Source organism: Marinibaculum pumilum (genome assembly GCF_042646425.1).
GTDB classification, from domain to species: domain Bacteria; phylum Pseudomonadota; class Alphaproteobacteria; order Ferrovibrionales; family Ferrovibrionaceae; genus Marinibaculum; species Marinibaculum pumilum.
The window spans coordinates 636001-656266 of the sequence record NZ_JBHRTR010000028.1 but is presented as its reverse complement, the minus strand read 5'-3'; the positions used below and the strand labels follow the sequence as shown (position 1 = coordinate 656266).

Here is a 20266-nt window from a genome sequence, read left to right as displayed (position 1 = left end):
CGCTGTCTCTCCGCGCCGCCGTCAGCCGGCCTTGCCGCCGGCTGCGGCGGCCGTGCCCGCATCTTCCGCTCCTGCCTGCCCCACCGAACCGGGCTTCCACGGCTCCGGGGTGACCGGCGCGCCCGGCCGGATCTTCTGGAAGCCCTCCACGATCACGCGGTCGCCGGCCGACAGCCCCTCGTCGATCACCCAGCTTTCGCCGACCACGCGGCCCGCGGTCACCCGGCGGACCGCCGCCTTGCCGTCCCCGTCCACCACATAGACCTGGGCATTCCCGCCCAGGTCGCGCTGCACCGCCTGCTTCGGCACCGCCAGAGCATTGTTCTGGGTACCCTGCACCAGCCGCACCCGGACATACATGCCGGGAAGCAGCTCGCCCTTCGGGTTTGGAAACTCGCCCCGCAGGACGATCTGCCCGGTGCTGGAATCCACCGTGGCCTCCGAGAACAGCAGCCTGCCGTCGATGTCATAGGGGGTGCCGTCGTCGAACAGCAGCTGTGCCGGCATGCTGTCGGCCCGCCCCTCCGGCGTGGCGGCACCGGCCACGGCGCCGCTCTCCACCGCGCGGCGCAGCTGCAACAGTTCGTTGGCCGATTGCGTGATGTCGGCATAGACCGGGTCCAGCTGCCGGATCACCGCCAGCGGCAGGACCGCGTTCGCCACCACCAGCGCGCCCTCCGTCACCGCGGCGCGGCCGATCCGGCCCGAAATCGGCGCCTTCACCACGGCATATTCCAGGTCCAGTTTCGCCGCCGCCAGGCTCGCCTTGGCCAGCGCCACATCGGCATTGGCCTGCGCCAGGGTCGCGATCGCGTCGTCGTAGCGCTGCGCGCTGGCGACCTTGCGGTTGCGCAGCTCCTTCTGCCGGTCGGCCTGCTGCCGGGCCTGCTGGGCCGATGCCTCGGCCCGCTGCAGGGTCGCCTCGGCCCGCTGCACCTGCAGCCGGAACGGCTCCGGGTCGATGCGGTACAGCGGGTCGCCCTCCTGCACCGAGCTGCCCTGCTGGAACACGCGCTCGACCACGATGCCGGAGACCCGCGGCCGGACCTCCGCGATCCGGGTCGGCGCGATCCTGCCCGGCAGCTCGTTGACGATCGGCAGCGCTTCCGGCGCAACCTCGATCACGCTGACCGGGGTCGGCGGCGGCGCACCGCCCTCCGGCTTGTTCGCATTGCCCTCCTCGCAGGCAGCGAGAATCGGCAGCAGAAGCAGCACCGCCAGGCATGACGGCAGCGCGGCGCGAGGCCGGCGGATCAGACGGAGCACGGCGATACGGAGGCCGGCGGGGAAACAGACGATCATCATCATGTCCTGCAAGCAGCCGGGCCTCCACGCCGCTGGCGCGGACCTGCCGACCGTCGGGTGGCATGTCGCAACTCAATGGGGTCCCGGCGGCGCCCCGCCAGGCCACGCGACCGGGGCGGGAGACAGCCGGGGCAGACGGATCGTGCCGGCCGGCAAAGCGGCCGGCCGCTCTCCGCTGCATTGTCGCTTTCCTCCCGAACCGGCGCCGATCGCGCCATGCGGGCCGGGCCGTAGGAGCGTCATCATGCCTGCTGTGACGAGAAACGCCAGCGGCAGGCTTGCGCCTGTTTCCTGCACCGGACCTGGAACCGGCCGGCCTCGGCTTACATGTTGCCCCGCCGCCACGGGTCAAGGCCGGGACAGCCGCTGCGCTTTCCCTGGCGCCGGCCCGCCACCATGTGGGGAGGCTGTCGGGGACCGCCCGGCACGAGCCAAGACCGGAAAGGACGCACCATGACGACACTGCCCTACCGAGCCTGGACGGCCAGCGGCGACAGCTACGACATCGACTTCCCGCTGCACGACGAGACCGTGGATGCCGGCCGGGTGGGCGAGATGGTCTCCGCCCTGCTGGACGCGATCGAGCGCGACATCGTGAAGGTGGGGGAGACGAGCAACGGCGACGTGCTGCAGGCCTTCGCCATGGCGATGGCGGTCCGCGCCCGGATGATCCGCGCGCCGCAGCCGGTGGTGGACAAGCTGTCGGGCGACCTGCTGCGCGCCGCCCTGGATGCGGTCGCGGCGGCCGGCCATAGCCACCAGAAGGCGGGCCGCGCCTAGCCGCGCCCGTCCAGGCGCGCCAGGAAACGAGCGGCCGTGTCGCGGATGGCGTCGCGGCGGTCCGGATCCATCCGGTCCCAGGTCCGGTAGGGCTGCGCCAGGCGGGGATTGCCGTCCAGCCGCTGGCGGTGCCGCGCCAGGAAGTCCCAATACAGGACGCCGAACGGGCAGGCATCCGCGCCTTCGCGGGCCTTCACGTCGTAGCGGCAGTGCCGGCAATAGTCGGACATGCGGTTGATGTAGTTGCCGCCGGCGATATAGGGCTTGGAGCTCAGCAGGCCGCCATCGGCGTACTGGCTCATCCCCAGGGTGTTGGGCAGTTCCACCCATTCGAAGGCGTCGGCATAGACCGCCAGGTACCAGCCGTGCACCGCCTGCGGCGCGATTCCGGCCAGCAGGGCGAAATTGCCGGTGACCATCAGGCGCTGGATGTGGTGGGCATAGGCCTCCCGCCGGGTCTGGCCGATCGCCGCGGCCATGCAGGCCATCTCGGTCTCGCCGCTCCAGTAGAAGGCGGGCAGCGGCCGGTCGTGGCCCAGTTCGTTGCGGTCGCGATAGCCCGGCATCTTCAGCCAGTAGATGCCGCGGACATATTCGCGCCAGCCCAGGATCTGCCGCACGAAGCCCTCGACGGCGTTCAGCGGTGCGCGGCCTTCCCGATACGCCGCCTCCGCCCGCCGGCAGACCGCCATCGGGTCCAGCAGGCCGATGTTCAGGTAGGCGGCGATCACGGCGTGGAACAGGAAGGGCTCATCCCGCAGCATGGCGTCCTGATAGTCGCCGAAGCGCGGCAATGCCTCGCCCAGAAAGCGGTCCAGCGCCGCCTCCGCCTGGGTCGCGGTGACCGCGAACCAGAACGGCTCCAGATCGCCGAAGCCGTCGGGGAAGCGCGCCCCCACCATGTCGATCACGGCACGGGTCGCCGGGTCCGGGTCGAAGCGGGCGGGCCCGGGCGGCGAAAGCCCGGCCTTCGGCGGCTTGCGGTTCTCCGCATCGAAGTTCCAGCGCCCGCCCGCCGGCCCGTCGCCATCCATCAGCAGGCCGGTGCGGCGGCGCATCTCGCGATAGAAATCCTCCATCCGCAGCCGCTTCCGCCCGCGCGCCCAGGCGGCGAAGTCGGCCCGGGCACAGAGGAAGCGGTCATCCTCCAGCCGCCGCAGCGGCACTGCCAGCGCCCCCTGCAGCCCGTCGAACGCGGTCGCCAGGCGCCATTCGCCGGGTTCCGTCAGCAGCACTTCCGACGGCGCATGATGCGCCGCCGCCCGCGCCAGTTCGCCGGTCAGGCTGCCGCTGTTGTCCGCATCGTCCAGGCGCACATAGTCGACCGTCCAGCCGGCGCGGCGCAGCCGCTCCGCGAAATGGCGCATGGCGGCGAAGACCAGGACCAGCTTCTTGCGGTGATGCCAGGCATAGCGCGCCTCGTCCTCCACCTCCGCCATCAGCACCCGGTCGCGCGCCGGATCGGCCGCCCGCAGGGCGGCGATGTCCGGGCTCAGCTGGTCGCCCAGCACCAGGACCAGACGTCGTTCGGCCATTGCATCATACTCCCCGCCGCCAGGACCGGGGCACGGCGGCATCCCAAGGCTCAAGATGCGCCGCAGTCCGCAGGCGGAAAGGCCCCGACAGCCGACTGGCCCTTGGTCTGCAAACCTTCGGCATTTGCACACCTCGCCGGCGGACCAGACCCAGCCCTGCGGTTCTCCCCTATTCCGACCGCCCTCGGCCCCCGAGCCTACGGCATTCACACATCTCGTCAGGGAGCCAAATCAGCCCTGCGGTCCTCCCTTTTTGCCGTCATCCTCGGCCCCCGAGCCGAGGATGACGGCGGCAGGGAAAGGTGCGTCATCTCCAGCGCCGACACGCAGGCGATCGTGGCCCGTCATCTGGACAGCGACTGGCCCTCAGAGGCCCAGCACGCCGGGGTTCATCAGCCCCTTCGGGTCCAGCGCCGCCTTCACCGCCCGTGCCAGGGCCAGCGCCTCCGGCGCCAGGCGGTCGGCGTAGCGGTAGCTGCGGCCCAGCTGCAGGTGACTGGCGCCGAAGCCGTCCAGCAGCTCGATCAGTTCCGCGCGCAGGGCTTTCGCCGCCGCCCGGGCGGCCGGGTTTTCCGGTCGGTCGGCGTAGCGTTCCAGCTGGTCCGGCTGCGCCGCCCCCAGGTGGAAGGCCGACAAGGTGTCGGGCCAGAACAGCTGCGGCTCCAGCAGCACCGACGTGCCCACACTGGCGGTCAGGATCGAGATCCGGATGCCGTGTGCCGCCAGGTCCGCCGCACGGTCGTCGCGCAGCGCGGTGACCGCCGCCAGGGCCGGCGCCAGGGCGGAGGGCGGCAGCAGGCCGTGCAGCGGCAGCCAGTTCTCCCCCGCCGGCCCCAGAAAGGCCTTCACCGGGCGGAACGGCTTTGCCCGCGTGACCCGGGGAATGGTGTCCGGCACCGGGCGGCCGCCTTCTTCGCCGGCGATCCGCGCGACCTCCGCGAGCACAGCGGTGCAGGCGGCCTCGCTCTCGCCCTCCGCCACCAGGTGCAGCGACCAGCCCAGGTCTCGGACGAAGGCACGGCCGGCCTTCGCCATCCGCCAGGCCGCCTTCAGGCCGCCGGCGCGGCCGACCTCCCGCACCAGGGCGGCGCCTTCCAGCGCGGAGAAGCCCTGCCGGTCCAGATTGTCGTGGCTGACCGGGTCGAAGCCGTAGATATCGGCGAGGCCCGGCAGGCCCGCCAGGGCCGCCTGGGCCGCGGCCAGGGCGGCGCCGCTGTCGAAGGCGAAGGAGGCGAACAGGGTCGCCGCCGGTGCCGGCAGGGCGGTCAGGGTGGCCGCGGTCTTGATGCCGAAGGCGCCGCAATCGCCCAGGAACAGCCCGGTCAGGTCGGGCCCGAAGGCGCGCGCGAAAGGCAGGCCGCCCTCCGCCGCGGCGGTGCCGGTGCGCAGCAGGCGCCCATCTGCCAGCACCACGTCCAGCGACAGCACGCCGGCATCGGAATGGCCATGGCCGGCGGACCCGAAAAAGGCGGCGCGCTGCGACAGGGCACCGCCGATCGTCGCGCCATGGCCGGACAGCGGGCCGAAGAAGGGGGTGCGCAGGCCCCCCTCCGCCAGGGCATCGTGCAGCCGGCCCCAGCTGCAGCCCGCCTGCACCGTCACCCGGCGGTCGGCGGCTTCGATCTCCGTCACCCGGTCCAGCGCGGTGAGGTCCAGGGCCACGCAACCGGCCGCCGGCGGCAGGTAGCCACCGGAATAGGACAGGCCTCCGCCGCGCGGCAGCACCGCGACGCCGGCGGCGTTCAGGTCCGCCATCAAGGCCTGCAGCGACGGGACGTCCGGCGGCCGGGCGATGGCGGCGGGCGGATGCGGCGCCGGCCCGGCGATGTCATGGCCGAAGAATGCCAGGGCCTGCGGATCGTCGCGGACATGCGCCGCGCCGAGCCGGGCGCGGCACAGTTCGGCGGCGGAGTTGGCCGTCATCGCTTCAATGCGCCGCCGCGACGGCGGCCAGGATGGCATCCGGCCAGGCCAGCGGGTCGACCAGGTCGACCGCGAAGCCGGCCGACCGCAATGTCTCGCGCAGCCCGACGACCGCCGGCAGGTCGGCCCCCAGCAGGACCTGCGCGCCGTCCCTGGGACCGGCATGGGACAGCGGGCGGCCGATCGCGCCCATCGCGGTGCCGTGCCAGCCCTGCGGCTGCTGCATCAGGTCGGCGAAGCGGTCGTGCAGGCCGGCCAGGTCCATCTCGTCGCCCAGATGGCGGGCGGCATGGTGCCGCCGGTCGTGCCAGGGGCGATAGACCAGGCCGTCGCGCAGCATGGTCCAGGCGGCGAACAGATGCCCGCCGTCCCAGCGCGGCGCCAGGTCCGGCAGATAGTCCTGGTAGCGCTCCGCTTCCGTCGCCGTTGCCGGCGCCGGGTCGCAGAGCAGCAGCCGCGGCCGCGCTGGCAGGGAACCGGCCAGGGTCAGGGCAAGCGGTACCGACAGACCGCGGGCGACGATGGTCAGCGGGGGCGCGGCCGGCAGCATCTCCAGCAGGGCCAGCATTGCGGCGACCGCATCGTCCAGGCTGTCGGCGCCGGCTGCGCTGTCGGCACAGCCCGGCAGGTCCGGCGCCAGCACCCGGTAGCGGGCGACGCAGCGCTGCAGCAACGGCCGCCAGTCGCGTCCCGCCCCCGGCAGGTCGTGCAGGAACAGCAGGGTGCCGTCCGGCGCCGCCGGGCCGCCGGCATGCAGCATGATGTCCGCACCGTGCCGCGCCGGCCGGACCATCTGGCGGCGCAGCGGCCCGGCCACGATGGCGGCCGGATCCGGCGCCAGGTCCGGCGCGGTGCCGTCGCCCGTGGTGCCGGCCAGGGTGTCGGCGATGACCGCGCCCCAGGCCGGGCGATCTGGGTCCAGCGGCAGGATCGTGCAGCCTTCCGGCAAGTCGGGCAGGCGCGCCAGCTGGTCGAACAGCAGGTCGTCGGTGCGGGCGGCGAAGGTCACGGGCACCTTCAGGTGCGGCACCGGCCCGGGGCCGTGATGGCGGAAGGCGGCGGCATAGCCGGTGCGGTAGCCGTCGCCCGCGCGCAGGATGTCGGCGGCGACCTGGTCGTGCAGGGCCAGCGGCGGCGGGTCGCGCGGCAGCCGCGCCGCCGCCCCCCACAAGTTCCAGGGAAACACCGTGAACTGGTCGCGCACCCGCGACCAGAGCCAGGCGACATGGCCGCCATGGGCATCGGGCCGGAACGGCGGCAGGTAGCTGTCCAGGAAGGCGGCGCGCTCCGCCGGGGTGAAGACCGGATAGCCGTCCAGCACCGCGCCGGCGATCCGGTCGGGATGCCGCCGCGCCATCTCCACTGCGATGCTGGCACCGGTATGGGTACCGTAGACCGGCAGCCGGCCGACGTTCAGCGCGTCCAGCAGGCCGATCGCGGCATCGGCATAGTCCGGGATCTCCGGCCGGTCGAGCGGCAGCGGGTCGGACAGGCCATAGCCCGGCGTGTCCATCGCCAGCACGGTGAAGCGGTCCGCCAGGAAGCCGGCCAGCAGGGTCAGCGCGACCGAGGAGCGCGGACTTTCATGGCACAGCAGCACCGGCGGCCCGGAGCCGGAGGTGCGCAGATGCACCGCCCGCCCGTCCGCCAGGTGCACGACATGGCGCTGCAAACCGGTATCGCTGTTCACGGCTGGACAAGCCCCTCTTTCCGACGGGAGACATGCCAGGGAATGAATGCCTTCTCTGCAAGTTCCACCATGTAGAACAGGATCGTGCCGATCACCGCCAGCAGGAAGATCGCCGCGAACATCCGGGTGGTGTCGAACGTCGCCTGGCTGGACAGGATCACGTAGCCCAGGCCGGAGGAGGAGGCGACGAACTCGCCCACGATCGCGCCGATGAAGGCGAAGGAGATGCCCACCTTCATGCCGGCGAACAGGCTGGGCAGGGCGTTGGGAAAGCGCACCATGCGCAGCACCTGGAAACGGCTGCCGCGCAGCGACCGCGCCAGGTCCAGCAGGTCGGGATCGACCGAGCGCAGGCCCAGCACGGTGTCGATGACGATCGGGAAGACCGCGATCAGGAAGGCGATCGCCACCTTCGGCTCCAGCCCGGTGCCCAGCCAGACGATGAACAGCGGCGCCACCGCCACCTTCGGGATCGAGTTCAGGCCGACCAGGATCGTATAGAGGCTCTGCTCGATCCAGCGCGAATAGACGATGCCGACCGCCATCACGATGCCCAGCGCCACGGCCAGGGCGAAGCCCAGGAAGGTCTGCAGCAGGGTCTGCCCGGCATGGGCGGCATACCAGCCCGGGCTGTCCGCCAGTTCCGCCACCACGGCGATCGGCGAAGGCAGCAGGAAGGGCTTGATGTCGAAGGCGTGGATCGCGCCCTCCCACAGCAGCAGCAGGGCGATGACGACGATCAGCACCGAAAGGAGGCGCCCCTGGCGGGAGGCCCAGAACGCGGTCATTGGGTGCCTCCGGTCGTTGCGCGATGGCGCCCTGCCGCCGTCGCCCTCGGGCCTGACACTGCCGAACCCACACCTCGGACCGGCGTGGCTTCCCTGCCGCCGTCATTCCATGGCTTGACCATGGAATCCATTCCGCATGCCGCGCGGGGCCGCACCGCTTGCGGAATGGATCCTCGCCTCAAGGGCGAGGATGACCACTGGTGTCGCTGTCCCGTCGCGATCCCCGACCCCTGCCTTCGGTACTTCGGAGCCGGGGATGACGATGGCTCTTGAGCAGCGTCACCGCGAAAGAAGAAGCTCATCCCCTCACCCCCGGGTCCGGCGCATGATGCCCAGCCCCTCGAAGATCTCGCGGATGCGGCCGACATGGGCGCCGAATTCCGCCGTCTCCCGCAACGGCAGGGTGCGCGGGCGCGGCAGGTCGACGGGGATGACCTCCGCGATGCGGCCCGGCCCGCGCGCCATCACCACCACCCGGTCGGACAGGAAGACCGATTCCGCAATGGAGTGGGTGATGAACAGCACCGTCTTGTGGGTGCGCTCCCAGATCCGCTCGAGCTCCATGTTCAGCTCGTCGCGGGTGATCGCGTCCAGCGCGCCGAACGGCTCGTCCATCAGCAGAAGCTGCGGGTCCAGCAGCAGGCCGCGGCAGATCGCGACCCGCTGGCGCATGCCGCCCGACAGTTCCCAGGGATAGCGGTCCGCGAAGCCGTCCAGGTCGAAATCGGCCAGCAGCTCATGCGCCCGCGCCGTCCAGTCCGCCCGCCGCAGGCGGCGGAAGTCGACCGGCAGCAGGACATTGTCCAGCACCGTCCGCCAGTCCAGCAGCGCGTCGCGCTGGAAGACGATCCCGACATCCTGCGGCGGCGCGACGATCGCCGCGCCGTCCAGGGTCAGGCTGCCGCCGGTCACGGTTTCCAGTCCCGCCACGCATTTCAGCAGGGTGCTCTTGCCGCAGCCCGACGGGCCGACGATGCTGACGAATTCGCCGCGGGCGATGTCCAGGTCGATGCCCTGCAGGGCATGGACATCGCCGCGGCCGGAGGCGAAGACCTTCTCCACCCCACGCAGCCGCAGGGTCGGCGCGGCCAGGTCTTCCGCTGCACCCATCTCGACGTCAGGCCCGCACTTTCAGGACCGTACCGTCACGACTGCGGCGGCTGATAGTCGAGGCTGTAGAACTCCTCCGCCTTCGCATCCTCGGGCACCAGGCCCAGCTTCTTCATGGTGGCGATGGTGTCGTCCCAGTCGGCCGCCGTCATCGTCCCTATCGGCTTGCCTTCCGTGGAGGGCGAATAGAAGTAGGGGCGATAGGCGTTGAAGATCGCCTTGCCGGCCGGCATCGACACCTTGGCCTCCGGCCGCTGGCTCTGGATCGCCTCCACCGCCTCGGTCAGGTGCGCGTCGCTTTCCAGCACATAGGCCCAGGCGCGGGCCAGCACCGCCATGAACGCCTTCACCGCCTCCGGATGCTCTTCCAGGTAATCGTCGTTGGCGATGATCCCCCAGGACAGCAGCGGCATGCCGAAATCGGCGAACAGCACGCCGTCGGAATTCCGCTTGCCTTCGGAGATCGCCATGATGAACGGCACCGGCGTGATCACCCCGTCGCCCTGGCCGCTGAGATAGGTGGAGACCTTCGCCGCCGGGTCGACCGCCATCAGCTCGACATCGCTGTCGGTCATGCCGCCGGCCTTCAGGAAGCTCTCGATGAACGGCGCCTCGGTGGAACCCGCGGTGAAGATCAGCGACTTGCCCTTGAAGTCCTCGGGCTTCTGGTAGCCCTTGCCGCGGTCGAACAGGATGCCGACCTCGTTCTTCCGCAGGATCGAGCCGACCGCCGTCACCGGCAGGCCCTTGGTACGGGCAATCGCCATCGTGTTCAGCCCGGCATGGCCCAGATCGCCCTGCCCGGCGCCGACCAGGTTCACCGTGCTGGCGGAGCCGCGGCCGTCCTGGAAGGTGACGTCCAGGCCCGCCTCCTTGAACCAGCCCTTCTCCGCCGCCAGGAAGAACGGCGCATGCATGCCGTGCGGGGTCCAGTCCAGGACGAAGGTCATCTCCGTCTCTTCCGCCTGGGCCGGTGCGGTGAGGCCAAGGCCGAGCGCCGCGGCCAGGCCGAGGCCGAGGCCGAGGCCGAGGGCCGCGCGGCGGCCGAACATGGGAATCGTCATCTCTTCGTCTCCCCTCTGCGTGGGTTCGGTTATCGCAAATCCCTGTTGCCTTCGATCCCGCCGGCTCAGCTCTCCGGCAGGCTACGCATGCGCTCCGCCGGCAGGCCGGCGGTGCGGCCCGGCCTCAGCCGGGTGCGGGCGGCGCGGCCCGCAGGTCCCGCTTCAGCACCTTGCCGGCGGCATTGCGCGGCAGGACATCGATGAACGCGACGGATTTCGGCCGCTTGTGCGGCGCCAGGTGCTGCGCGGAGAAGTCCAGGATCGCGGCCGCATCGGCCGGCGCGTCGGGGTCGGCGACGACGATCGCGGCGACGGCTTCGCCCCAGTAATCGTCGGGCCGGCCGATCACCGCCACGTCGCGCAGGCCGGGGCAGCGGAACAGCACCTCCTCGATCTCGCGCGGATAGATGTTCACGCCGCCGGAGATGATCATGTCCTTCTTGCGGTCGACCAGGTAGAAGAAGCCCTCCTCGTCCATCCGCGCCATGTCGCCGGCAGAGAACCAGCCGTCGCGGAACGCCGCCTCGGTTTCCTCCGGCATGCCGAAATAGCCGTTGAAGAGGGTCGGGCCGTTGGAGAACAGCTCGCCGACTTCGCCGTCGGCGACCCCCGCGCCGTCATCGTCCAGCAGCCGGATGCGGGTCATCGGGAAGGCCTGGCCGACGCATTGCACCTTGCGCAGCTGGTCGGCGGGGCGGAGGTTGGTGACGATGCCGCCCTCGGTGGAGCCATAGGTCTCGTGCAGCAGGCCGGGGCCGAAATAGTCGACGATGCGTTCCTTCGTCGCCTGCGGCAGCGGGGCTGCGTTGGACACGATCGCCTTCAGGTCCAGCCCGCGATACCGCTCCAGCAGCTTCGGCTCCAGCGCGAACATGGCGTGGAAATGGGTGGGCACCATGAAGGTGCCGCCCAGGCCGTTCTCCCCCAGCCGGCGCAGCACCAGTACCGGCTCGTAGGCCGGCAGCACCTCGCAGAAGCCGCCGAAATAAAGGGCGGCATGGGCGAAGGCGAAGCCGGCGCCGTGGAACAGCGGCGCCAGCGCCAGGTAGCGTTCGTCCGGGCCGTAGCAGCCATATTCCGCCGCCATCGCGAAGAAGGTCGTCACCCGCGACCGGTGCGACAGCACCACCCCCTTCGGCTTGCCGGTGGTGCCGGAGGTGTAGGGGATGGCGAAGGCATCCCATTCCTGCACGTCGATGCCGGGGTCGCGCGCCGCCGCGCGGTCGCGCCAGGCATCCAGTTCCGGCCCGATCACCAGCCGCTTCTCCACCGACGGCAGGTCCAGGTCGGCCAGCAGCTCCGCCCGCGGGCCGTCGGCGATCACCAGCCGGGCGCCGCAATCGGCGATGATATAGGCGATCTCCGCTGCGGTCTGGCGTGGGTTCACGGTGGCCACCGCGATGCCGGCCGCCGACAGGCCGGCGACGATCTCGGCATATTCCAGGCAGTTGCCGGCGACCAGGGCGGCGCGGTCGCCAGGCCGCAGCCCGGGATCGGCGATGGCCGCCTGCCCCACCTGGTGGATGCGCGCCGCCAGCTGGCGATAGGCCAGACGGCGTTCGCCCTCCTGCAGGGCGATCTTGTCCGGCGTGCGCTCCGCCGCGGCGATGATGCCGCTGGCGATCGTCAGCGGGCGATATGTGGCGGGGGGCCGGTCGGTCGCCGCAACCATGACCGCAGGCCCTACCGGTTCGCCGCGCCGCCGCGGCTGTAGACCTTGCCGCTGTCGTCGACGAACAGGTTGCGCGGGTTGCGGCCGCCGGCCGGGTCCGGCGCCGCGGGGCCGGCAGGAGCGCCATGCGTCCGGCCGCTTTCCGGCAGGTTGAAGATCCGCAGCGCGTTGTCGCGCATCAGGGCGGCATGGGATTCCGGGCGCAGGCCCAGCGCCGCGACCTCCTGCACCGACCGCTCCGGGTCGATCACCGGCCAGTCGGTGCCCCACAGCACCTTGTGGCGGCCATAGGTATTGGCGTAGTGGACCAGCGCCTGCGGCCAGTGCTTCGGCGCGTAGGCGTCGCCGCCGATGAAGATATTGTCGTGCTTCCAGGCCATGGAGATCATCTCCTCGGTCCAGGGCACGCCGATATGGATGCCGAGCAGCTTCAGTTCCGGGAAGTCGATCGCCACCTGGTCCAGGCAGATCGGCCGGCCGACGCTGGGCAGGCGCCGCTCCCGCGAATAGACCAGGTTGTGCCCGACCTGCATCATGATCGGAATGTCGAGCTCGCAGCATTTGGCGTAGATCGGATAGACCTTCGCATGGTCCGGCGGCAGGCCGAACCAGTGCGGGTAGAAATGCGCGCCGACGAAGCCATGCTCCTTCACCGCCACTTCCAGCTCGCGCAGCTGCGCCATGCCGCGGGTCGGGTCGACCCCGGCCAGGCCGGAGAAGCGGTCCGGATGCGCGGCACAGACCTCCGCCACCCGGGCATAGGGGATCTCGAACGATCCCTTCACGTTCAGGTCGCCGGCACGCACGGCGATCAGCAGCGAACGGTCGATGCCGGCGCGGTCCATCTTCGCGATGTAGTCGGGGATCGAGACGCCGCGGCGCATATGCTCCGGGATGCGGACCTGCGCCATGAAGGTCTCGTCCAGACCGGTCTGGCCCAGCCGGATCTCCTGTTCGGTGAACAGGTTGCAGACGATATCGATAGCGCCCATGGCCGCCGCTCCACGGTCGGGATCCCAAGTGCAGAAGATCCTACCCCCGGAATCGCGATCCGGCGAGCCTCAATTTCGCAGACTGAACATTCTTAGGTATTATGTTTCACGATGCGGAATTTATGGCGCCGTGGCCCAGCGCGCCCGGTGCCGGGCGGCATCCGGCAGGCGCCACATCGCCTCCTCGATCCGGCGCGCCTCCCGCGCCAGGACGGCGCCGATCTCCGGCAGCCGGTCGGGCGGGAAGCGGTCGGCGATGCCGGCTGCGGCGATGGCGGAAAGCGGCCGCCCGCGCCGGTTCAGCAGCACCACCGCGGCCATCCGGATCGCGGGCAGGGAACGGTCGGCCTGCTGCGCATAGCCGTCCGACCGGGCGGCGGCGATGGCGGCGGCCAGGCTGTCCGGGTCCTGGCCGGCGGAGGCGTCCAGCCGGGCCGCGTTGCGTGCCAGCACCGCCTGCCATTCGGCATCGCCCATCGGCGCCAGCAAGGCCACGCCGATCGCGCCGGCCCCCAGCGGCCGGCGGGAGCCGATGTCCAGCGGCAGGGTCTGCACCGGATAGCTGCCGGTGACCACGTCCAGGCAGAGATAATCGTCGCCGCTGCGCACCGCGAAATAGACGGAATCGCCCAGCTCGGCGGCGGCCCGCTGCAGGCTCTCATGCGCCACCTCCGCCACGTCGAAGCGGTTGGAGGCGGCCGCCGCCAGGGCGAAGAAATCCAGCCCGATCGCATAGCGCCGGTTGTCGGCCTCCCGCTCCGCCAGCCCCTCCTCGCAGAGGGTGGCCAGCAGCCGGTGCGCGGTGGCGCGGTCCAGCTCCGCTGCCGCCGCCAGGTCGGCCAGCCGCGCGCCCTCGGCCGGCGCCTCCGACAATGCCTTCAGCAGGCGCACGGCACGGCGCAGCACCTGGACGCCACCGGTCTTCGAAGCTGTCTTCTCGGTCATCGGGGGATTAGAAGGCCACCCGATCAATGCGACAAGAGGACGAGGCGAAGGGAAGCCAAAAATCGGCGTAATCAATTGATTTGCTTGCCATCTCCTGCTTCACTGTCACAATACTCTCCAGCATAGCCCCATGCAACACGGGATACCTGTCGAAATCATAAGATTACCGGTGACGTGACCAGCAAAATATTCCAGCCATACAAGAAGTACAGACAACTTCCATTTGCCACATTGGCGAAAAATATCCCTCACAAACCCGATTAATTCAAGCAGCTTAAAATGATATATGCAATTGATTGACTATTTCCACTTACTACGAGCCCTGTCCTGAATCTGCAACTCCGGATCATCAACGAGCTTCCGCAAATGCAGACTAAGCTCACTCGAGCCCAGATAACGAGGGTCCAGTATGGACATGGCATTGTAGCGAACCGCACTCTTATCGTGGCTCAACAAACCTTCCACTCGCTTGATGTCGTTAGCGGAAAGGTCAATGCCCTCGCTGAGAAGCCAGTTGAGCGTTTGTGGAGACAACTCTGCCTCCAGCACGCTGTCGAGATAGTGAGCGAAATGGCCTCGATCCAGCGCAATCCATAGCTTTAAGGCTTGCCTTCCTTGATCTCGTACATCTGAGCGATCATCACCAAGCCAATGCCGGATCTGACCAAAATCGGGGGTCTCAATCTTGAGCCATGCTCCAATTAGGCGAGCACGCGGACTATCCGGTATAATACCCCCCTTGGTGGGATAAGGCTCTTCGTTCTTAAACCAATGTTCAAGATGCGATTTGATCAGCGGCATGAATTCCGGGAAGCTCCTACTGGCGAGATGTTCAACCAGCTCCGCCGCCGAAGCGGCAGTCTTCACATTCTTGGATGTAAGACCATTTTCCAATGCCTGCATGAGGTCAACCGACATTTGGATTTTAAATTTGCACAAGGCAGAATAGAGATACTGTGTCCCCCTAACCTGCTTCTGTTTCAGGCGCTGTATGGTCATTCCAACAGCAATCTCTTCGGGAAGTTCTGTGAGAAGGCAACTGGCCGCCCAGAGTGTGTAGCCAGAACCGCGCTGGCACATATGGGCGATGCACTCCTGGAGCCGTGCCCCATCAAATCGCGCTTCAACGATATTGCTGGCCATCCAGACCATCCACTGCGACGGATGGTAAAGCGCCTTTTCAACAAGATCTTCATCAAAAGCAATGTCGCGGGCCAAAGACCAATCTATCTCTTCGTGGTCGATATGTTCGGCTAGGCTGTAGACTCTACAGATCCAAAGCTGATCGTTTCCTTCCTTCTGCCTCGCCAGAATGTATCCTTTTGCAGCGATCGCGTCGTCCCGCAGAGCCACAGGATCGATGCCTGCCAGCTCGACAATCACACGAATAACTTCGCGAGCGGTGGCAGGATCGAAATCTCTTGTCCAAGCCCAACAGTCGTTAACAGGCATTTCCCAGCAGTTTGAAACTTGAACGAATGCACTGAGATGCAAGAGAGACTTTGGGCGAACATCGACCGCCACTGAAACCTCATCAGCCCCGAGTGCGTTAAGCAAAAACAAGTCCGCAGCTGTCTGTGCCCTTGAGAATTCCAGAGGCTCCTTGAGAATATCGAAAACACTATATTTTCCGAAATCATACTCGATACGATAAGGCCATTTATGTGCAGAAATCAGCTTTTCGACTTTCTGCAAGAAAGCCACAGACCCAAAAGCTTTATGGTTTAGAATCTTGGGAATGATATCGTCGGCGACCGGTCGTGGTGCTTGGTTAAATAGCTGGACACAGGCTTCGAGAACAAAACTTTGTCCCAGTTCATGGCGATTGCTGTGATTAAAGAGGACGCCGCCTCCCAAGCTAGGTGTGAGGACGGTCCCGATTTGCTCGGCGCTGTCTTGCAGTACCGATTGGAGTTCCTCGATCGCATAGAAATCCCCGGACTTCAGCAGACAATTCCAAGCCACTATACGCGACCAGTACTGCCCTGAGTCTTTGAGATCAATTGCATGTCGTGCGACTTCGTTCGGATAGCGTCTGGCACATTCTCCCAGAGGTTGCCCGAGCGCGAATGCTCCGTGTTGATCGCGTCCAGCAACAACAAAAAATGCATCTTCAAAAATGCGCGCCCGCGTTTCTCGACTCAGTTCAGGCTCTGCCTCGGCAGCGATGTAGACCAGGTCGAGCAACTTCAGATACCACTTGCTATCTCTCTCCTGCTGCTCGAAAAATAATGACGTTACGAGTTCCCCGAGGCCAAGTCTGCCGGCAAATCGCAAAACGTTGTCCCACTGAGCATCTGCGAGGGCGGAACGAATTTCATCCAGATCACTTCTATCCGCCAGATTCGTGAGGTGACGTGCGGCAAGGTATTCCCCAAAACTTTTCAAAACGAAACAGAGTACCCGCGTTGATGAATGTCCAACCTTCTCCAGAAGGCCGGCATCTTCCCAATATGAGAGATACCGTTCCGATTTCTCCAGAGATGACAGGAGCGACTCACCAGAAATCTCTGCCCACTTCCTACCGCAAAGTTCAAGCATGTCCCGCTCAGACATGAGCGGAAAGCGCGTGATTAGCCAGCCGACGAGTTCGAGAAATCGCGACAGGATCACTTGGCTGGCAGGCTTGGGGACTGTACGGACAGGGGCTTTATCAACCAACAAAAAAACTTGGTCGAACAGCGACTCGCGCGTTCGACCCAAGGTTTGGCCATTCGCCAAGATCGCTGTGGCCACCCCTATCATGAGAGGGGTTCGACCAACCGCATCCGCAACTGACTTGTTTTCTAGTTCTTCGTTGCAGACCGCACGATAGTTTGTATCAGCGGAAGCTGACCCGGCAATTGCCTCCCATAATGCAGCGATGCTTCTCGCTGCATATGAGGAATCCAAGGGCAATAGGTCATAGTGTCGCCAATCGAAAAAATTGTTGACCGAATATCCGATCGGACGAGTAGTTATGAGCACCCGGCTCTCGGGATATCCAGTGGCGAAGCGGCTGATGCCCTCTGCGATCTGCTCTTGCATGTCGCCGCATTCATCCAATCCGTCGCCGAGCAAGAGCAAATTTGAAAATCCGGCGGAACGGAAAAGGTCTGCTGATATTCCGCTGCCGTCTAATCCGTGCCGGAAGACTGCCTCTTCAAAGGAGGCACCGTTCTTCATATCGGCAGCAACTGCCGACAGGCGCATCTTCAAGACGGGAATGCTATCCTCGCTGTAGCGACGCGCAATTCTCTTTAGGAGCGTCGTCTTCCCCATGCCAGGGCCGGCGACAACGATACCCCTCCTAATGAACCGACCCAATGTTTCAGGATTGACGCCTGACCCGCGCTTGTCTTCATCCGACGGTGTGCGTTGCCAATTATGGTAAGAATCTAACGCTGACTTCAAATCAAAGCTCTGCTGCGCCTTCATGGATTGAGCGGCCCGCGGCTGGGCCGTTAGTGTAATCCAATCGGAATCGACATTCAGTGTCTTGCTAACGCCGAATATCGAGAATGACCTGTTAGTTTCGTGATTCCACCCAGCCAGCTTGCTCAACAGACCAATCGGTCCCGTGTTAAACTTTGTTGAAACCGTGATACCCGCCGCATGCAGAACTTCCGCAATGTCGGTGAGCGAGCGTCGGCCTCGTTGCTCGATCAGGCCCGATGCGTCGTTCAACAGAGCAAGCCAAGCCTGATCTATCTGTGAACTCACCGCACAGATGTGGCCAAGTTCCGCCTTGGCGGCTTGAACCGCGGCATGGTCATTTGCCAATGCAGGAACGGTTTGAACGAAGAGATTTTGGCAGGTTTGCGCTTGGTCAAGGCCTGCGTGCTTCAGCTCTTGCAGCCATTTCCGTCCGATATCGGAAAGAACATCAACGCGTCCAGAGCCTATTCGACCTATGTCTCTGGCGAGGTTGTCGCGGACCGATGCGCTGCTGTTCGGACAGACGACGAGAACACTCGTATCGCAGTCATTCTTCGAAACGCCATTTGCAAGCTGAAGCAGGGCGGACCAAAGCCGATTTGTGGCAGTGAGGCCCTTTTTTACCTGAACTTCAACGCGTTTCCCATTCGCGAGGGTGCAGGCAATGTCATCACCCGCACCTCCCGTTTCAGCGTCGACGGCTATGGGAATATCCTGCTGGTTAGGTATCCAACCTAACGGGCGACCACGGGCCATGTGAATATTGACTATCGCGGTTACTGCGGCTTGAAAATTCATCCCACCGGCCGTTGCGGCACCGCCCGCACTGTTCTTTAATTTTGCTTTCACTGCCTGCCTGCTAGTGATCAAGGTGGTAGGATCCTAGCCAGAATGGGCCGGCGCATTCAATCTGGGAACGGCAGATACAGACACATCTGCATCGCGCGAATGATCAATGAGGGCATAATTTAATAAGGCAACGACAGAAGATGCATTGGAACGCGACGTACTTCGCAGGTAGGTCCGGTTATTGGCCGAGTGAGTTGGATGTGGCGGAGCACCGCAAAAAGTTTGGCTAATTAGTTGTACACAATTGGTCAATTATTTGAATTATATTATATTTTATTCAAAATTGAATGACAAGACATTGCCGCCAAGTTTCTGGATACCCATTTGCGAGAACTAATACTGCGTTTTTCATTTGGAAAATCTATTTTATTTCTACCTCTTCTCACCGAAAACGGTCGCTTTCAGGTGCCATAGGGTTGACTCCTTGACGGGCGAGAAATCCATTTCTCCAAGCGCATTGCAGTAAGGGGGTGTCGGAACTCGCACTGCGGCAACTATTACCGCTGACGGTCACCTACCAGATCTCCCGCGACCTGCTGCTCTGCGAAGCCCTAGAATCGAGCTGGGAGCTACCGGTCATCAAGGCTCTCGCAAGCCTGTTCCGCGAACGCAGCCAGCACGCCGCCATCCGATCCGACAACGGCCTTGCCCTTCGCCAGCCCGAACGGCCTCTACAACCTCTCCAAGCTCTCCGTCTTGTGGCTCAAGCTCGGCATCGGCATCGAACGCATCCGCCCGGGAAAACCCCAGCAGAACGGCCGCCATGAGCGCATGCACCTCACCCTGAAGACAGAGACCACCCGGCCGCCAGGACGGAATGCCCTGCAGCAGCAGGCCCGCTTCGATACATTCGTCAGAGAGTTCAACGAGGAAAGGCCCCATGAGGCCCTCGACATGCGTTGCCCGGCCGAACTCTACCGGGCCTCGCAAAGCCCTTATACCGGCCTGCCAGAGCTGGAATATCCATTCCACGATCGCGACGTCACGGTCACCTCCTGCGGCCGCATCTGCATGCACCGCAAGAAGATAAACATCTCGACCGTGCTCGCCGGTCAGACACTCGGAATCAAGGAGGTGGACGATGGCATTTGGCTCGTGAGCTTCATCCACTACGAGCTGGGTTATATCGACCTGGAGCAGAAAACCTTGCAGACAATCGACAATCCGTTCGGCACGAAATTGTCACCCATGTCTTAGGTACGATCTGTCACCTATGTGTCCGGACTGGACAGGTCGGGCGTGGAGCGGGCGAAGGGAATCGAACCCTCGTCTCGAGCTTGGGAAGCTTGCGTTCTACCATTGAACTACGCCCGCTCAAGGCGCCGAAGCGGCGGACTATCTAGCGTTTCCAGCAGGGCCTTCGCAAGGGGAAAGGTGAACCCGAAAGGTCACCGTCCCGCAAGGGTCACCCGCACCTTCACATCGTTATTGCCCTCAGCGTCGACGACTCGCTTCAGCAGGCCGACGATGCCGGCGTCCAGCAGCTGGCCGCGGGCCAGCAGCAGCATGCCGTCGGCGCTGTACACGTCCTGCGCCAGCATCGTGCCCGGCCCCATCTGCTCCAGGTCGCTGAGGCGAACTTCCAGGCCGGCGGGCGCAGGCGGTTCGGCAGGCCTGGCCGGTGTCTTCTCCGCCGGCCGCAGGGCGGCGGCACGGCGGCCGCCAGCGGGCACCTTCGCCGCCTTCTCCGGCACGTGGATCTCCACCACCTCGCGATAGCTCTCCGCCGGCTTCGGCGCGACGGTGCGGGTGACGGCCGCGTCGACGGCCTTCGCCAGCTTGCCGAAGGAGACCGGCTTGATCAGGTAGCCGCTGACGTCCAGCGCCCGGGCCGCCCGCACCACCGGCTCGTCGCCATAGCCGGTTAGCATGATGAACGGGGTGGCCGGTGGGGTGGGCGCCGCGGCGCCGGAGCGGATCGCCTGCAGCAGCTGCAGGCCGCCGAGCGGCCCCATGCTCCAGTCGCTGATCACGCAGTCCACCGGGTCCGGGCCTTCGCGCAGGCGCTCCAGCGCGTCTTCGCCGCTGGCGGCCTGCACGATGCGCGCGGCCTGCATCCGCTCCAGCATGCCCTGCACCAGGTGGCGGATGAACGGCAGGTCGTCCACCACCAGGAAGCTCAGATGGGAGAAGTCGGGCCCGGTCACGACCTTCGCCTTCCTGTTCGTTGGCATGCGTCCCTGCATCCGCATCGCA

General features: G+C 66.0%; 14 protein-coding genes and 1 tRNA gene. 2 read left to right on the top strand and 13 right to left on the bottom strand.

What is annotated here, in order from left to right; translation table 11 throughout:
* Nucleotides 1-21 precede the first annotated feature (21 nt).
* Nucleotides 22-1308 (bottom strand): efflux RND transporter periplasmic adaptor subunit, encoded by a 1287-nt coding sequence (locus tag ACFOGJ_RS15645; RefSeq protein ID WP_379902549.1) that lies wholly within the window; start codon nt 1306-1308, stop codon nt 22-24.
* Nucleotides 1309-1758: 450 nt separating this feature from the next.
* Between ACFOGJ_RS15645 and ACFOGJ_RS15640 the strand changes: the two genes are divergently transcribed.
* Nucleotides 1759-2085 (top strand): hypothetical protein, encoded by a 327-nt coding sequence (locus ACFOGJ_RS15640; protein WP_379902026.1) that lies wholly within the window; start codon nt 1759-1761, stop codon nt 2083-2085.
* Here ACFOGJ_RS15640 and ACFOGJ_RS15635 read toward each other — a convergent pair.
* From ACFOGJ_RS15635 to ACFOGJ_RS15590, 10 genes are all read right to left on the bottom strand, one after another.
* Nucleotides 2082-3620 (bottom strand): cryptochrome/photolyase family protein, encoded by a 1539-nt coding sequence (locus ACFOGJ_RS15635; protein WP_379902024.1) that lies wholly within the window; start codon nt 3618-3620, stop codon nt 2082-2084. The two genes, ACFOGJ_RS15640 and ACFOGJ_RS15635, sit on opposite strands and share 4 nt — an antisense overlap.
* Nucleotides 3621-3986: 366 nt before the next feature.
* The gene (locus ACFOGJ_RS15630; RefSeq protein WP_379902022.1) at nt 3987-5543 is read right to left on the bottom strand and encodes an FAD-binding oxidoreductase; all 1557 of its coding nucleotides are present in this window, start codon (nt 5541-5543) and stop codon (nt 3987-3989) included.
* Between the two features lie 4 nt (nt 5544-5547).
* Nucleotides 5548-7233: an alpha/beta hydrolase gene (locus ACFOGJ_RS15625; RefSeq protein ID WP_379902020.1), complete on the bottom strand. Its 1686-nt coding sequence runs from the start codon at nt 7231-7233 to the stop codon at nt 5548-5550.
* Nucleotides 7230-8021, bottom strand: coding sequence for an ABC transporter permease (locus ACFOGJ_RS15620; protein ID WP_379902018.1), 792 nt, complete (start codon nt 8019-8021; stop codon nt 7230-7232). Before ACFOGJ_RS15620 ends, ACFOGJ_RS15625 begins: the two co-directional genes overlap by 4 nt.
* Before the next feature lie 306 nt (nt 8022-8327).
* Nucleotides 8328-9131, bottom strand: a complete 804-nt coding sequence (locus tag ACFOGJ_RS15615) for an ABC transporter ATP-binding protein (protein WP_379902016.1) — start codon at nt 9129-9131, stop codon at nt 8328-8330.
* Nucleotides 9132-9166: 35 nt separating this feature from the next.
* Nucleotides 9167-10195, bottom strand: a complete 1029-nt coding sequence (locus ACFOGJ_RS15610; protein ID WP_379902014.1) for an ABC transporter substrate-binding protein — start codon at nt 10193-10195, stop codon at nt 9167-9169.
* A 124-nt stretch (nt 10196-10319) separates the two neighbouring features.
* Complete coding sequence (locus tag ACFOGJ_RS15605) at nt 10320-11867, bottom strand: class I adenylate-forming enzyme family protein (RefSeq protein WP_379902012.1); 1548 nt, start codon at nt 11865-11867, stop codon at nt 10320-10322.
* Nucleotides 11868-11878: 11 nt separating this feature from the next.
* Nucleotides 11879-12859, bottom strand: coding sequence for an amidohydrolase family protein (locus ACFOGJ_RS15600; protein WP_379902010.1), 981 nt, complete (start codon nt 12857-12859; stop codon nt 11879-11881).
* 120 nt (nt 12860-12979) lie between these two features.
* Nucleotides 12980-13804: an IclR family transcriptional regulator gene (locus tag ACFOGJ_RS15595; protein ID WP_379902008.1), complete on the bottom strand. Its 825-nt coding sequence runs from the start codon at nt 13802-13804 to the stop codon at nt 12980-12982.
* 300 nt (nt 13805-14104) lie between these two features.
* Entirely contained in the window at nt 14105-18091 is a 3987-nt protein-coding gene (locus ACFOGJ_RS15590; protein ID WP_379902006.1) for an NACHT domain-containing protein, read from the bottom strand.
* A 624-nt stretch (nt 18092-18715) separates the two neighbouring features.
* Here ACFOGJ_RS15590 and ACFOGJ_RS15585 point away from each other — a divergent pair.
* The gene (locus ACFOGJ_RS15585) at nt 18716-19267 is read left to right on the top strand and encodes an integrase core domain-containing protein (RefSeq protein ID WP_379902004.1); all 552 of its coding nucleotides are present in this window, start codon (nt 18716-18718) and stop codon (nt 19265-19267) included.
* 43 nt (nt 19268-19310) lie between these two features.
* On the opposite strand, the gene ACFOGJ_RS15580 is transcribed toward ACFOGJ_RS15585, so the two are convergent.
* Nucleotides 19311-19384: transfer RNA gene (locus tag ACFOGJ_RS15580), tRNA-Gly, on the bottom strand.
* Between the two features lie 74 nt (nt 19385-19458).
* The gene (locus ACFOGJ_RS15575; protein WP_379902002.1) at nt 19459-20244 is read right to left on the bottom strand and encodes a response regulator; all 786 of its coding nucleotides are present in this window, start codon (nt 20242-20244) and stop codon (nt 19459-19461) included.
* Nucleotides 20245-20266 lie beyond the last annotated feature (22 nt).